This is a genomic window from Streptomyces sp. NPDC087901, assembly GCF_044742205.1.
Taxonomy (GTDB): Bacteria; Actinomycetota; Actinomycetes; order Streptomycetales; family Streptomycetaceae; genus Streptomyces.
Genome location: NZ_JBIUUC010000017.1, coordinates 124059 through 138952 on the forward strand (window position 1 = coordinate 124059; position 14894 = coordinate 138952).

Annotated in this window: 14 protein-coding genes and 1 tRNA gene; 11 read left to right on the forward strand and 4 right to left on the reverse strand. The window is 72.3% G+C overall.

Translation table 11 applies throughout. The annotated features are described in order from the left end of the window. Positions 1–61 precede the first annotated feature (61 nt). The 10 genes from ispD (at position 62) to ACIOEW_RS35755 (ending at position 11528) form a co-directional block, all read left to right on the forward strand. A complete protein-coding gene (ispD, locus tag ACIOEW_RS35710; protein ID WP_401969174.1) occupies positions 62–808 on the forward strand; it encodes a 2-C-methyl-D-erythritol 4-phosphate cytidylyltransferase in 747 nt (248 codons plus the stop codon). Beyond that, on the forward strand, positions 798–1355 hold the full coding sequence (gene ispF, locus ACIOEW_RS35715; protein ID WP_362556049.1) for a 2-C-methyl-D-erythritol 2,4-cyclodiphosphate synthase: 558 nt from the start codon (positions 798–800) through the stop codon (positions 1353–1355). Before ispD ends, ispF begins: the two co-directional genes overlap by 11 nt. Before the next feature lie 144 nt (positions 1356–1499). Then, the gene (locus ACIOEW_RS35720) at positions 1500–2108 is read left to right on the forward strand and encodes a GNAT family N-acetyltransferase (protein ID WP_401969177.1); all 609 of its coding nucleotides are present in this window, start codon (positions 1500–1502) and stop codon (positions 2106–2108) included. Between the two features lie 30 nt (positions 2109–2138). Beyond that, a complete protein-coding gene (locus tag ACIOEW_RS35725) occupies positions 2139–3662 on the forward strand; it encodes an ABC transporter substrate-binding protein (RefSeq protein WP_401969178.1) in 1524 nt (507 codons plus the stop codon). Positions 3663–3666: 4 nt separating this feature from the next. Beyond that, positions 3667–5415, forward strand: coding sequence for an ABC transporter permease subunit (locus ACIOEW_RS35730; RefSeq protein WP_401969180.1), 1749 nt, complete (start codon positions 3667–3669; stop codon positions 5413–5415). After that, positions 5412–6680: an MFS transporter gene (locus ACIOEW_RS35735; RefSeq protein WP_401969182.1), complete on the forward strand. Its 1269-nt coding sequence runs from the start codon at positions 5412–5414 to the stop codon at positions 6678–6680. The genes ACIOEW_RS35730 and ACIOEW_RS35735 overlap by 4 nt, the downstream gene beginning before the upstream one ends. Next, positions 6677–7081: a PPOX class F420-dependent oxidoreductase gene (locus ACIOEW_RS35740; protein ID WP_362556040.1), complete on the forward strand. Its 405-nt coding sequence runs from the start codon at positions 6677–6679 to the stop codon at positions 7079–7081. Before ACIOEW_RS35735 ends, ACIOEW_RS35740 begins: the two co-directional genes overlap by 4 nt. A 113-nt stretch (positions 7082–7194) precedes the next feature. Then, a complete protein-coding gene (gene cysS / locus ACIOEW_RS35745) occupies positions 7195–8601 on the forward strand; it encodes a cysteine--tRNA ligase (protein WP_401969185.1) in 1407 nt (468 codons plus the stop codon). Positions 8602–8687: 86 nt separating this feature from the next. Then, complete coding sequence (gene rlmB / locus ACIOEW_RS35750; RefSeq protein ID WP_362556036.1) at positions 8688–9644, forward strand: 23S rRNA (guanosine(2251)-2'-O)-methyltransferase RlmB; 957 nt, start codon at positions 8688–8690, stop codon at positions 9642–9644. Positions 9645–9851: 207 nt separating this feature from the next. After that, positions 9852–11528, forward strand: a complete 1677-nt coding sequence (locus tag ACIOEW_RS35755) for a DoxX family membrane protein (RefSeq protein WP_401969186.1) — start codon at positions 9852–9854, stop codon at positions 11526–11528. Positions 11529–11644: 116 nt separating this feature from the next. Here ACIOEW_RS35755 and ACIOEW_RS35760 read toward each other — a convergent pair whose 3' ends face one another. From ACIOEW_RS35760 to ACIOEW_RS35770, 3 genes are all read right to left on the reverse strand, one after another. Further along, positions 11645–12355, reverse strand: coding sequence for a nucleotidyltransferase family protein (locus ACIOEW_RS35760; protein WP_306071059.1), 711 nt, complete (start codon positions 12353–12355; stop codon positions 11645–11647). A 35-nt stretch (positions 12356–12390) separates the two neighbouring features. Then, on the reverse strand, positions 12391–12804 hold the full coding sequence (locus ACIOEW_RS35765; protein WP_362556032.1) for a hypothetical protein: 414 nt from the start codon (positions 12802–12804) through the stop codon (positions 12391–12393). A 276-nt stretch (positions 12805–13080) separates the two neighbouring features. Next, the gene (locus ACIOEW_RS35770) at positions 13081–14217 is read right to left on the reverse strand and encodes a sn-glycerol-3-phosphate ABC transporter ATP-binding protein UgpC (RefSeq protein WP_350994509.1); all 1137 of its coding nucleotides are present in this window, start codon (positions 14215–14217) and stop codon (positions 13081–13083) included. Between the two features lie 181 nt (positions 14218–14398). On the opposite strand from ACIOEW_RS35770, the gene ACIOEW_RS35775 reads away from it, so the two are divergent. Continuing rightward, a tRNA-Thr gene (locus ACIOEW_RS35775) sits at positions 14399–14475 on the forward strand. Between the two features lie 112 nt (positions 14476–14587). Here ACIOEW_RS35775 and ACIOEW_RS35780 read toward each other — a convergent pair. Beyond that, positions 14588–14839, reverse strand: a complete 252-nt coding sequence (locus tag ACIOEW_RS35780; protein ID WP_401969188.1) for a hypothetical protein — start codon at positions 14837–14839, stop codon at positions 14588–14590. Positions 14840–14894 lie beyond the last annotated feature (55 nt).

Consider the following 14894-nt stretch of genomic DNA (forward strand, 5'->3'; position numbering starts at 1 on the left):
CTTGTGGCCATACCCACGTCGGCCCTGGAGACAAACATGCCGACGCTTCGGAGTGCAACCGATGTCTGATCAATCGCGTCCTTACCGCACCGCCGCCGTGATTCCCGCTGCCGGCCGCGGCGTACGGCTCGGCCCGGGCGCCCCCAAGGCGCTCCGCGCGCTGGGCGGGACGCCCATGCTCATCCACGCCGTACGGGCCATGGCGGCCTCCCGGCACGTCTCCGTGGTCGTGGTCGTCGCACCGCCGGACGGCGCACCCGAGGTGAGGAACCTGCTCGACGAGCACGCCCTGCCCGAACGCACCGAGTTCCTCGTCGTGCCCGGCGGCGAGACCCGGCAGGAGTCGGTGAAGCTCGGGCTCGACGTGCTGCCCGCCGATGTCCGCGCCGTCCTCGTCCATGACGCGGCCCGTCCGCTCGTGCCCGTCGAGACGGTGGACGCGGTGATCGAGGCCGTACGGGACGGGGCACCTGCCGTCGTCCCCGCGCTGCCGCTCGCCGACACCGTCAAGGAGGTCGAGCCCGGTGCTCCGGGGGAGCCCGAACCGGTTCTCTCCACCCCGGTACGGGCCCGGCTGCGCGCGGTGCAGACCCCGCAGGGCTTCGACCGCGACACCCTGGTGCGCGCGCATGAGCAGGTCGCCGTCAGCGGGGAGGGTGCGACCGACGATGCGGGCATGGTCGAGCAGCTCGGGGCGCCCGTCGTGGTCGTCCCCGGGCATGAGGAGGCGTTCAAGGTGACCAGGCCGCTGGACCTGGTCCTGGCCGAGGCGGTTCTCGCACGCAGGAGGGCGAACGATGGCTTCTGAGGTATCCGAGGTGGCTGGGGCGGCTGAGGGCCCCGCGGCTGCTGAGGGATCCGGGGGGCGCGTCGCACCCGTGATCCCGCTGGTCGGTATCGGCACCGACATCCACGCCTTCGAGGAGGGCCGCGAGCTGTGGTGCGCGGGCCTGCTGTGGGAGGGCGAGGGGCCCGGTCTCGCCGGCCACTCCGACGCCGACGTCGTCGCGCACGCCGCGTGCAACGCGCTCTTCTCGGCCGCCGGTCTCGGCGACCTCGGGCAGCACTTCGGCACCGGCCGCCCCGAGTGGTCCGGCGCCGCCGGTGTCACGCTGCTGACCGAGGCGGCCAGGATCGTCCGTGCCGAGGGCTTCGAGATCGGCAACGTGGCCGTCCAGGTCGTCGGCGTACGGCCGAAGATCGGCAAGCGGCGTGACGAGGCGCAGAAGGTCCTCTCCGCCGCCGTGGGCGCACCCGTCTCCCTCTCCGCCGCCACCTCCGACGGGCTCGGATTCACCGGGCGGGGCGAGGGCATCGCGGGCATCGCGACGGCCCTGGTCTACCGCGCGGGCTGAGCCGCCCACAGGCCCGCCGGCGGTCGGCGTGGGGGCGCCGCCGACTCTCCGGCGGGCGCCCGCCCCCGTCACCTTGTTGCACATGGCTCGCAGGTACGCTTGTACGGCAATGGCATGTGCGGCAAGGGACGGTGAAGCTCGGGGATGGGCACGACGACGATCGCTCCGGTGGGGGCCGACGCCGACGGGTACCTTCTGCGCCCCGCCGGTCCGCAGGACATCGGCGGGGCGCGGGCCGTGATGCTCGACACCGTCTACCGCGATCTGCGGTCCGGTTACGTACCGCGCTGGCATGCCGACATCATTGATCCCGAGGCTGCCTATCTGCGCCCCGGGCGCTGCACTCTGTTGGTGGCCGAGCGGGGCGGCGAGATCGTCGCGACGGGCGCCGTGCGGGACCGGGGCCCTCAGGCGCCGCCCAATCCGCAGTGGGTCGCGGACCGTTTTCCGTCCGGCACCACCGCCCAGCTCTGCCGGATCTATGTCGCCCCGGGGCACCGCAGGCGCGGGCTCGCACGCCGGATGGTGCGCGAGCTCTGTGACTTCGTGGCGCGGGCCGGCGGCTACGAAGCGGTCTACCTGCACACCGACCCCGCAGTGCCGGGCGCCGAGCCGTTCTGGCGGTCGCTGGCCCGGGAGGTGTGCGACGAACGCACGCTGCCGGGCGGCGGCCAGGGCATCGTCCACTTCGAACTGCCGCTGCCGGGGGACCGGTTGCGCGATGGCGCTGCCGGCGCTCACCCTCACCGCTAAATGACAATCGTTTTCATATAAGGTCGTTCCATGCCCACGCCCCGACGCCGTCGCTCCGCGCTGCCGCTGACCCTGTCCGCGACCGCCCTCCTCGTCCCGCTCGCCACCGCCTGCTCCGGCAGCGCGTCCGACGGCGCCGCGGACGGCGGACAACGCCTCCGGGTCGTCATGGCCTTCCCGCCCGCCCAGGCGATGTCCCCCTACGGCGACGACGCCGTCACCCTCAGCCGCCTCGCGGTCATCGAGGGCCTCACCGGTCTCGGCAGCGACGGGACGGCGAAGCCCGCACTCGCCGCCTCCTGGAAGCGCGACAGTGCCAAGGAGTGGACCTTCACCCTGCGCAAGGCGTCCTTCCAGGACGGCACGAAGCTCGACCCGGCCGCCGTCGTACGCTCGCTGACCGCCGCCGAGAAGGCGTCGCCCAAGCCCCGCGTCCTGTCGGACACCGGCATCACCGCCACGGCCCAGGGCGCCGACACCGTACGGATCGTCACCGACGAGGCCGACCCGCTGCTGCCCCAGCGCCTCGCCAACCCCTCCCTCACGATCCTGTCCGCCGCCGCCTACACCGACGGCAAGGTCAGCCCGGCCGGACACGCCACAGGACCCTTCACCCTCGCCGCCGTCAAGGGCGCCGTCAGCGCCACCCTGGAGCGCAACGACACCTACTGGGGCGCCAAGGCCAAGGCCCCCGGCGTCGACGTGACCTTCGTCGCCGACGGCACCGCCCGCGCCAACGCGCTGCGCACCGAGGCCGTCGACGTCGCCGAGTACGTACCGATCTCCCAGGCCTCCCTCCTCGGCGACGGGCTCGTCCACGAGTTCCCCTCCGCCCGCACCAACGGCCTCTCCCTCAACACCGGGAGCGGCGTCTTCGCCGACCCGGCGATGCGCGCCGCAGCCCGCGAGGCCGTCGACTCCCAGGCCCTCGTCAAGGCCGTCTACGAAGGCCGCGCCGACACCGCGCAAGGCCTCCTCGGCCCCGGCGTCCCCTGGGCCACCGCAGCCCGCACCGCCGCCCCCGTCGACCGGGCGAAGGCCGCGGACAAGGCGCAGGTGGCGAAGACGGAGGAGATCGTCCTCGCCACCTACACCAACCGGCCCGAGCTCCCCGAGGTCGCCACCGTCGTCCAGCAGCAGCTCACCGCCCGCGGCTTCACCGTCAAGCAGGTCGTCCGCGACTACGCCCAGCTGGAGGCCGACGCCCTCGCCGGGAAGTACGACGCCTTCATCCAGGCCCGCAACACCCTCCTGGACACCGCCGACCCAGTCTCCTACTTCGCCTCCGACTTCACCTGCGACGGCAGCTTCAACATCTCCCAGCTCTGCGACAAGCGCGTCGACGCCGACGTGAACAAGGCCGCGGGCACCGCCGGAACCGATGCCCGCCACGCCGCCGCAGCGGCCGCCGAGGCCGACGTCCTCGGCACCGACGCCCTCGTACCGCTCCTCCACGAACGCTTCGTCCAGGGCTACGACGACAGCCGCGTCCAGGGCGTCTCCCTCGACCCGATGGAACGCACCCTCATCACCGCAGACACCCGCGTCGGGTGACCGGGTGAAGCACCTCGCCGGACGGCTGGCCGCACTCCTCGCGGTCGTCGCCGTCATCGGGCTGCTGCCCCGGCTGACCCGGACCGACCCGGCCCTGACGATCCTGCACGCCCGGTACGCCGACCGGCCGCCCACCGCGGAGACCCTCGACGCCATCCGCGCCGAGACCGGCCTCGACGGCGGCCCCCTCCACGTCCTCGGCGGCTGGCTCGGCGGACTCCTGCGCGCCGACCTCGGCACCTCCTGGGTCTCCGGGCAGCCCGTCGGCCCCGACGCGATATCCGCCCTCGGGGTCTCCCTGACCCTCATGGGCGTCTCGCTCGGCGTCGCCCTCCTGGTCGCCGCCGCCCTCGTCGCACACACCCTGCGGCGCGGGGCGCGCACCCGGATCGTCTCCGCCGGGGCGGGCACCGGCGCCGCCGTCCTCGCGGCCCTCCCCGAATTCCTGATCGCCGCCGTCCTCGCCGCCGTCGTCGCCGTCCGCCTGGACTGGCTGCCCGCGCTCGGCTGGGGAGCCCCCGAACAGACCGTGCTGCCCGCCCTCGCCATGGGCATCCCCGCCGGTGCCCTCCTCGGCCGGCTCCTGGACGACGCTCTGCCCGCCGCGTTCGCCGAACCCTGGGCCCGCGCAGCCACCGCGGCCGGTATGCCCGGACACCGCACCGCCCGCCACGCCGTGCGCCGCACCCTGCCCGGCCTGCTGCCCCAGCTCGGCCTGATCGTCGTCGGCCTCACCGGCGGAGCCGTCGCCGTCGAGACCCTCTACGCCATCCCCGGTCTCGGGGGCACCGCCCTGGCCGCCGCGCTCGCCCAGGACCTCCCCGTCCTCCAGGCCTGCGTCCTGATCCTGCTGCTCCTCGGCACGGCCGCCGGACTGGCCGCACGCCTCGCTTCCCGCGCCCTGCTCGGCCCCGCCCTCGACGACGGCGCCCTGCCCGCACTCGTCCCGCCCGCCGCACGCGCGCGCCCCGCCCTCCTCACCGGCGCCCTCCTCCTCGCCGCCCTGTTCGCCGCCGTGACCCTCGCCGGACTCCTGCGCGACCCGCTCCACATCGACGCGGCCGCCCGCCTCGCCGGGCCCTCCACCGCCCACCCCTTCGGCACGGACTCCCTCGGCCGCGACATCCTCGCCCGCCTCGGACACGGAGCCGCCCGCACCGTCCTGACCGCCGTCGCGGTGTCCGCCGCCACCCTGCTGCTCGGCCTCGCCCTCGGAGCCGTACGCGCCGGAGCGCTCACCGAGACCGCCAACGCCCTGCCCGCGATCCTCACCGGCCTCGTCGTCGCCGGCATCGCGGGCCCCGGCCCCTGGAGCGCCGCAGCCGCTGTCACCGCCGTCGCCTGGGCCCCCCTCGCCGCCCACACCGCCGCCCTGTCCGCCCAGGAACGCGCCGCCCCGCACCTCGTAGCCGCCCGCGCACTCGGCGCCGGACGACTCCACCTGCTGCGCCGCCACCTCCTGCCCGGCGTCCTGCCTCCCGTCGCCCGCCACGCCGCCCTGCGCATCCCCGCCATCGCCCTGGCCCTCGCCTCCCTCGGCTTCCTCGGCCTCGGCACCGAACCCCCCTCACCCGAATGGGGGCGCATGCTCTCCGAAAACCTCCCCTACGCCGAACGCGCCCCCTGGTCCGTCCTCGCCCCCGCCGCCGCCCTCGCCGTCCTCGGCGCCCTGGCCGCACTCACCACAGCGGCGGTACGAGGCCGGCACCCCCGGAAAGCCACCGAAGGCAGCCGTGTGAAGGCCACCGCGTGACGGCCGCACCCACCACCCCCTACCTCCGGCTCCTCACCACCACCCAGTTCGCGTTCAACACCGGCTTCTACGCCGTCCTGCCCTACCTCGCCACCCATCTCGGAACCGGCCTCGGCATGACCGGCTGGCTCGTCGGCCTCGTCCTCGGCCTCCGCACCTTCAGCCAGCAGGGCCTCTTCGTCATCGGCGGCGCCCTCACCGACCGCTACGGCCCCCGCCCCGTCGTCCTCGCCGGCTGCGCCCTGCGCATCGCGGGCTTCGGCTGGCTCGCCTTCGCCGGCTCGACCGCCACCGTCATCGGCGCCGTCCTGCTCACCGGATTCGCCGCCGCCCTCTTCTCACCCGCCGTGGAGTCGGAAACCGCCCGCGAGGCCGTCCGGCACGAAAAGCGCACCGGCACCCCCCGCGCCCACGTACTCGCCCGGTTCTCCGCCGCCGGACAGGCCGGTGCCTTCCTCGGCCCCCTCCTCGGCTCCCTGCTGCTCCTCCTCGACGCCGGATTCCGCGCCGCCTGCCTGGCCGGCGTCCTCGTCTTCGCCGCCATCCTCGCCGGACACGCCCGGCTCATGCCGCACCGCGCCCCCGTCACCCGGACGGCCGCACACCGCGGCGCGGTGCGCCAGGTCTTCACCAGCCGCCCGTTCCTGCTGCTCTGCCTCGCGTACAGCAGCTACCTCGTCGCCTACAACCAGCTCTACCTCTCCCTGCCCGCCGAGGTGCAGCGCGCCACCGGATCGCAGGCGGCCCTCGGCTGGTTCTTCGCCCTCTCCTCGCTGCTCGTCGTCTGCGCCCAGCTGCCCCTGACCCGCTGGTCCGCCCACCGGCTCGCGCCGCGCACCGCCCTCGTGGCCGGGCTCGTCACCGTCGCCGCCGGATTCGCCGCCGTACCCCTGACCCCCGCAGGGCCCGCCGGACTGCTGCCCCCGGCCGCCCTCGTCGTCCTCCTCACCCTCGGCCAGATGCTCCTGGTGCCCGCCGCCCGCGGCCTCGTACCCGACCTCGTCGACGACCGGCACCTGGGCCTCGCCACCGGAGCGCTCTCCTCCGTCTCCGGCCTCGCCGTGCTCGGCGGCAGCGCCGCCACCGGCGCCCTGCTCGACGCCCCCGCACCCGTCCGATGGGCCGCACTCGCCGCCGTCCCGCTCACAGGTGCGGCCCTGGCACTGACCCTTCCGATGGGTGCGGACGGGAAGCGGAGACGAGGAAGCAGGAGTGGGGTAGACGTAGAAGCACCACCGATCCGTTCAGGAGGACGTACGCCATGACCGCCGCACTCTCCGCAGAACTCAAGGCACTGCTCGACACCCCGGTCTTCGTCACCGTGGCCACCATCCAGCCCGACGGGAGCCCCCAGGTGTCCCCGGTCTGGGTGAAGAGGGACGGCGACGACGTCCTCATCTCCACCACCACCGGCCGCCGCAAGGAGCAGAACCTCGCCCGCGACCCCCGTGTCTCCGTCGTCGTCCAGCCCTTCGACGCCCCGTACACCTACGCCGAGATCCGCGGCACCGCCACCCTCACCACCGAGGGCGGCCAGGAACTCATAGACGAGCTGTCCCTGAAGTACACCGGCAAGAAGTACGCCGACTTCAACCCCGCATCCGCCGACGACGACCCCCGCGTCGTCGTCCGGATCACCCCGCGCAAGGTCGTCGGACGCCTCTGAACGGCCCGGGCGATCACCGATCACGGCTCCGGCCCGCCCGGAGCCGTAACAACTGTCCGAGCAATCCCTCAACGGGTCGCGGGGCACTGGTGCGCGCCCACTACCCTTGAGGCGTGACTATTCGCCTGTACGACACCAGCGCCCGGCAGATCCGTGACTTCGCCCCGCTCACAGCGGGCTGTGTCTCGATCTACCTCTGTGGCGCTACTGTCCAGGCCGCCCCGCACATCGGGCACATCAGGTCCGGACTGAACTTCGACATCATGCGCCGCTGGTTCGCCCACCGCGGCTACGACGTGACGTTCGTCCGGAACGTCACCGACATCGACGACAAGATCATCAAGAAGTCGGCCGAACAGGGCCGCCCCTGGTGGTCCATCGGCTACGAGAACGAGCGCGCCTTCAACGACGGCTACGACGCCCTCGGCTGCCTGCCGCCCACGTACGAACCCCGCGCCACCGGTCACATCACCGAGATGATCGAGATGATGCGCGGCCTCATCGAGCGCGGACACGCCTACGCGGCCGACGGCAACGTCTACTTCGACGTCCGCTCGTTCCCCGGCTACCTGGAGCTCTCCAACCAGGACCTCGACGACCTGCGCCAGCCCTCCGGCGACAACGAGACCGGCAAGCGCGACAAGCGCGACTTCGCCATGTGGAAGGCGTCCAAGCCCGGCGAACCCAGCTGGGAGACGCCCTGGGGCCGTGGCCGCCCCGGCTGGCACCTCGAATGCTCCGCCATGGCGCACAAGTACCTCGGCACCGCCTTCGACATCCACGGCGGCGGCATCGACCTGATCTTCCCGCACCACGAGAACGAGATCGCCCAGGCCAAGGGCTACGGCGACGAGTTCGCGAAGTACTGGGTGCACAACGGCTGGGTCACCATGGCCGGCGAGAAGATGTCCAAGTCGCTGGGCAACTCCGTACTGGTCAGCGACATGGTCAAGGCCTGGCGCCCGATCGTGCTGCGCTACTACCTGGGCACCCCGCACTACCGGTCCATGATCGAGTACAGCGAGGAAGCCCTGCGCGAGGCCGAATCCGCGTTCGCCCGCATCGAGGGCTTCGTCCAGCGCGTCACCGAGAAGGCCGGCGAGACCGTCGCCCCCGCCGCCGAGGTGCCGCCCGCGTTCGCCGAGGCGATGGACGACGACCTGGGCGTCCCGCAGGCCCTCGCGATCATCCACACCACCGTCCGTCAGGGAAACTCCGCCCTCGCCGCCGACGACAAGGAAGCCGCCGTCGCACGCCTCGCCGAGGTCCGTGCGATGCTCGGTGTCCTCGGCCTCGACCCGCTCGACGACCACTGGGCCGGTGGCGAGAGCGACCGCGGCGACGACCTCCACGGCGTCGTCGACACCCTCGTACGCCTCGTCCTCGACCAGCGCCAGTCCGCGCGCGACCGCAAGGACTGGACCGCGGCCGACGCCATCCGCGACCAGCTCAACCAGTCCGGCCTCGTCATCGAGGACAGCCCGGCCGGACCACGGTGGACACTCGGCCCGCGCCAGTAGTCCTCCATGTGCCGCCCGGCCCTCCGGGCGGCACACTTTCACTTACGTACACGTACGCACGTCTGAAGCAACGAAACAGGTAGGTCATGGCCGGGAACAGCCAGCGCAGGAACCGCCGCACGTCCAACAAGAAGGGCGCTACGGCCGGCAGCGGTGGTCAGCGACGCCGTGGCCTCGAAGGCAAGGGACCGACGCCGCCCGCCGAGGACCGCAAGAAGCACAAGAAGAACCGCATCGCGACCGCCAGGGCCAAGCAGGCCGCCAACCGCCGCCCCGCGCCCCGCCGCGGCGGCGTCAAGGGCACCTCCGAGATGGTCGTCGGCCGCAACCCGGTCTTCGAGGCCCTGCGCGACGGCGTGCCCGCCACCACGCTGTACGTCCAGCAGTACATCGACAACGACGAGCGCGTCCGCGAGGCCCTCCAGCTCGCCGGCGCCCGCGGCAACATCAACCTGATGGAAGCCCCGCGCCCCGAGCTCGACCGCATGACGAACGGCCTGAACCACCAGGGCCTCGTCCTCCAGGTCCCGCCGTACGAGTACGCGGACCCGCAGGACCTCACCGCCGCCGCCTACGACAGCGGCGAGGACCCCCTCATCGTCGCCCTCGACGGCGTCACCGACCCCCGCAACCTCGGCGCCATCGTCCGCTCCGTCTCCGCCTTCGGCGGCCACGGCGTCGTCGTGCCCGAGCGCCGTGCCGCAGGCATGACCGCCGGAGCGTGGAAGTCCTCCGCCGGCACCGCCGCCCGCACGCCCGTCTCGCGCGTCACCAACCTGACCCGTGCGCTGGAGGCGTACAAGAAGGAAGGCATCGCGATCGTCGGCCTCGCCGCCGACGGCGAGCACACCGTCGAGGACCTCGAAGCCCTCGGCGGCCCCGTCGTCATCGTCATCGGCAGCGAGGGCAAGGGCCTCGGCCGCCTCGTCGGCGAGACGTGCGACTACCGCGTCCGCATCTCCATGCCGGGCGGCGCCGAGTCCCTCAACGCGGGCGTCGCCGCCGGCATCGTGATGTACGAGGTCGCGCGCCGCCGCGCCTGATCCGCACCGGCACACGGCCCGCGGGACCACCCGCACGGGCGGCGGCCGACGGAGGACACCTCCGCCGGACGCCGCCCCGGCACGGCCCCACCCGGGGGCGCGTCCGGGCCCGCGCACGCCCCGGCGCACCCCGCCACCACCTGTTGACGGGCCTCGGACACTTCGACACCGTCAAGGCAGTGTCCTAAACACACATCACTCGGTTAGATGAGTGTGGACACCAGAACGCCTCGGTTCGACGAACAACCCGCCCTGAGCATGACCAAGGTGGACTGCGACCCTGCGCAGGTCATCGTCAACCACGCCAGCTTCCGGGTGCAGCTCGCCCCCGGCCAGCGCGCACGGCTCCGCGGCGTGGCCCCCGCCGGAGCGCCCAGGATCCCCGCCATGAGCGGCTCCGGAGCCGGCCGCGGCCGACGCGCCCCCGTCGTGTGGAGCGGCAAGTCCGCCCCCGGCGACCCCGGCGCCAGCGGACTCCTCCAGGCCGTACGGAACTCCACCGCGGGCCGGCCCGACACCGCCTACGACCCCTACGCCTCCTACGAGTTCGACGGCGGACGCGGCGGCTCCGGCACCCAGGTCGTCCCGCTCCTCGAGGAGACCCAGCCCAACCCCGTCATCACCGCCCCGCGCCGGCCCCGCCGCCCCGGCGGCCCGCTGCTGCCGCCCATGCGCCAGGCCGTCGGCGCCTACGACCCCGTCGACCCGGGCCCGTACGACGCGGACGGACGCGACCGGGACGTACACGGCCGGGACGGATACGGCCGGGACGGATACGACGACCGGGACGCCTACGAAGCCGACGACGTCACCGACTCCCGCGACCGTCGCCAGGGCGCCGACAGCGTCCGGCACGCGTACTACCCGGGCCGCCGCATGAACCTCGGCGTCGTCCTGCTCCCCATGCGCGTCTTCCTCGGCTTCATCTCGATCTACGCCGGCATGGGCAAACTCTGCGACCCCGTCTACTTCGACGGCGGCGACCGCGGCTCCATGGTCAAGTGGCTGACCTCGCTCCACCCCTGGGCCCTCGCGGAACCCCTCCGCGACTTCGCGCTCTCCCACCCGGTCGGCGCCGGACTCACCATCGCCTTCCTCCAGGTCGTCGTCGGCGTCCTCACCGTCCTCGGCCTCTGGCAGCGCGTCGCCGCCTCCTTCGGCGCCCTTCTGTCCGCCGCCCTCCTGGTCACCGTCAGCTGGCGCACGGTCGCCGCCTACGACGCACCCGACATCATCTACCTCGCCGCCTGGAGCCCTCTGGTCATCGCGGGCGCCCCCGTCTACTCCGTCGATGGACGCCTCGCCGGCGAAGCCTGGCGCAAGCTCGGCCCCCGCTCCGAGATCTGGGACCTCCGCCGCCGGGTCCTGCGCCGAGGTGCCGCCGTCGCCACCGTCGTCGTCGGCCTCACCCTCCTCATCGGATCCATGCTCGGCGGCGCCGTCCGCTCCTCCGAGGTCGTCACCGTCCCCGGCCCCAACGGCGTCCCGACCAACCAGCTCCCCGGCTCACCGCTCCCCGACAAGTCCCGCGGCGGCAAGGCCTCCCACACCCCCGCCGGACAGAGCCCCGCCCCTTCCCGCAGCACCGCTCCCCGTACCCCGTCCGCCCAGCCCTCCACCCCCGCCACAGACAGCGTCCGCGAGTCGGGCCAGGCGGCCGGAGCCGGACAGCCCAGCCAGACCCAGGGCACCGGGCAGAGCACCCCGCAGCAGACCACCCCGCAACAGCCCCCGGCCAGCAGCTCCGGCCCCAGCTCCTCCGGCCCGACCGGTGGCTCCACCACCGGCGGCACGGACCCCGGCACCGGCGGCACCGGCTCCACGGGCGGCTCCTCCACCGGCGGTGGCGGCGGCCGCAACCCCATCGGCGGCCTCCTCGGCTGACACCCGTCCCGCCGGACACAGAAGAGGCGCACAGGCAGAAGGGGCGGGCACCGGAAACGAATCCGGTGCCCGCCCCTTCTGCCTGTGCGCGTCGAGGCGACGTATACGGGCCGGGCCTACTGCCCGTCCAGCTCCTTCGCCGCCTCCGTCAGGTCCTTCGCCGTGTCGATCGCCCGCCAGTACGCCCCGTGCGGCAACGGATACCCGGCCAGCCTGCGTTCGCGCGCCAGCCTCGGGAACGTCGTCCGCTCGTGGTCGCCCAGGTCCGGCAGCATCCCCGTGAACGCCGGAGAGAACACGTACACCCCCGCGTTGATCAGATACGGGGACGGGGGGGACTCGATGAAGTCCGTGATGTGCCCGAACGCGTCCGTCTCCACCGCACCCCACGGAATGCGCGGACGGGCCAGCGCCAGCGTCGCGGTCGCATCACGCTCCGCATGGAACGCGGCCATCTCACGCAACGAGAAACGGGTCCAGATATCGCCGTTGGTCGCGTACCAGGGCTGCTCCGGATCGGGCAGCCGGGCCGCCGCGTACTTCAGCCCGCCACCGCGGCCCAGCGGCTCGGACTCCACCACCGTCGTGACCCGCAACGGCAGCACCGCCGCGTCCAGCCACTCCTGCAGCACCTCGGCGAGGTGCCCGCACGACACCACGGCATCGGTCACGCCCTCGGCGGCCAGCCAGGCAAGCTGATGGCCGATGATCGGAGTCCCGGTGCCCGGGATCTCGACCATCGGCTTGGGGCGGTCATCGGTGTACGGGCGCAGCCGCGAACCCTGGCCACCCGCCAGGATCACGGCCTGCGTCGGAAACGTATGCATGTCAGGCACGATATGCCGTGCCCGGACGGGAGCGGTCAGCTGAACTGCGCGACACCCGAGGCGAAGGACGTGTCGCAGACGGGCCGCGAGAAACGGTGCGCACGGGTCGGGCCGTAGTGCTCGACCGCGGCCTTGCCCAGCGCCTTCGCGATCGACATGCAGTGCCGCGCGAGCGACGGACGTCCCTCGACGGCGCGCTGGAGATCCGTCAACGCGACACCGGGGTCCTTCTCCTGGAGCTCCAGGAGAAGCTTGTCGCGCAGGATGTCCTGCGGGGTACGCGCCTTGGCGCGCTTGGAGACGGTCTGGGCCGACGCGGTGAGCATCGTCGAGTCGGAGTTGTGAGCTGCCCACGGCACGGCGGTGACCGCGAGGGTCCCGGACAGGACCATGACGACAGGCAGTACGAAAGCGAGAGTTCGGCCGATACGGCGCGCGGTGTGGGTCACGCAGCGAGCGTAGCGGGCAGTGATGATTTGGCGACATTACGTCACTCTCGCGAGGGATGGTTCGAGTGTGCTTTTCGAATCCCGTGTTGACGGCCCGGAGTGAAATGACCGTTGTGCCGGGGAATTTTCCACCGCCCGGCCAAACCTCGCACCGCGTTCCCGGACGGCGTTTCCGGACGGCGTTCCCTCGCCGCGCTCCCGGAAGGGGCGGCGCCCCCGAACGCGCGACGGCCCCGCACGGAGAACGTGCGGGGCCGTCGTACAGCGTGTGCGGGATCAGCCGGTGAGACGCTCACCGGTCGACGTCGCGAAGACGTGCAGCTCGTCCGGACGCGGCACGACGTGAAGCTTGGTGCCCTTCTCCGGGACGGCACGGCCGCCGACGCGGACGACCAGGTCCTTGTGCTCGCCGCCGACCTCGGCAGCGCCGTAGACGAAGCCGTCGGCGCCGAGCTCCTCGACGACGTTGACCGAGACGGCCAGGCCGGCCGGGGCGTCGGCGGAGTCCTTGGTGAGGGACTTCGCGGCGGCGCCGCCGTGCTCGACGATGTCGAAGTGCTCGGGACGGATGCCGACCGTGACGGTCGTGTCACCGCGGTCCGCGGCGGCGGTGAGCGCCTCGCGGGAGACCGGGACGACGCTGTTGCCGAACTTCACACCACCGTCGGTGATCGGGACCTCGATCAGGTTCATGGCCGGGGAGCCGATGAAGCCGGCCACGAAGAGGTTCGCCGGGCGGTCGTACATGTTGCGCGGCGAGTCGACCTGCTGGAGGAGACCGTCCTTGAGGACCGCGACACGGTCACCCATGGTCAGGGCCTCGACCTGGTCGTGCGTGACGTACACGGTCGTGATGCCCAGGCGGCGCTGGAGCGAGGCGATCTGCGTACGGGTGGAGACACGGAGCTTGGCGTCGAGGTTCGACAGCGGCTCGTCCATGAGGAAGACCTGCGGCTCACGCACGATCGCGCGGCCCATCGCCACACGCTGACGCTGACCACCGGAGAGCGCCTTCGGCTTGCGGTCCAGGTAGTCGGTGAGGTCCAGCATCTTGGCGGCCTCTTCGACCTTCGCGCGGATCTCGGTCTTGTTGATACCGGCGATCTTCAGCGCGAAGCCCATGTTGTCCGCGACGGACATGTGCGGGTAGAGCGCGTAGTTCTGGAACACCATCGCGATGTCCCGGTCCTTCGGCGGCAGGTGCGTGACGTCGCGGTCACCGATGCGGATGGCGCCGCCGTTGACGTCCTCGAGACCCGCGAGCATGCGCAGGGAGGTCGACTTGCCACAACCGGAGGGACCGACGAGGACGAGGAACTCACCGTCCGCGATGTCGATCTCGAGCTGGTCGACGGCCGGCTTCGTGGAGCCGGGGTAGACGCGGGACGCCTTGTCGAACGTGACACTGGCCATGCTGAATCTTCTCCTCAACCGGCAGGAACGTGCCGGACGATCCGTTGTAAAGGGAGTGGTCTGGTCCACCTGGGTGAACTTTCAGCGACGCTACCTGGCGGTTTGGGATCTGTCAGTAGTTCGAGGGGTGTGAGATTTCTGCACGGTGTGGGGCCCGGTGTTGGTTACACTGCTCCGGCACGCCTCCTTAGCTCAGCTGGCCAGAGCAACGCACTTGTAATGCGTAGGTCATCGGTTCGAATCCGATAGGGGGCTCCACCGGGAATCCCGGCTCAGGCAGTCCCTGAGCCGGGATTCTTCGTTTCGTCGGGTGGTGCGGCAGCTACCCGGGACGCGCCGCAGCGGGCGCGCTCGGCGCGTGGCTGCGCGGTTACGGGAGGTTGAGGTCCCCCGGGATCAGGAGCGGAGTGTCGATCGCGTACACGTGCCCGTCGGCGTAGGTGCACAGCTTGCCGAGTGCGTCGCTGGTGACGATTCCTCCGCGGTCCAGGCACTCCTGCACGGTGAGGACGGCCACGTTCGGATCCGGTGGTGCTGCCTGCGCGGTGGCGGCGCCTATGGCGCTCGTGCCCGCGAGGGTTGCTGTGGCAAGGGCGAGGCCCAGCATTCGTCGCATGCGCATGGTTTTTCCTCTCGGGTACTCCCGAGTCCGGCCCTCAAGGCCCTTGGGAAGAGCG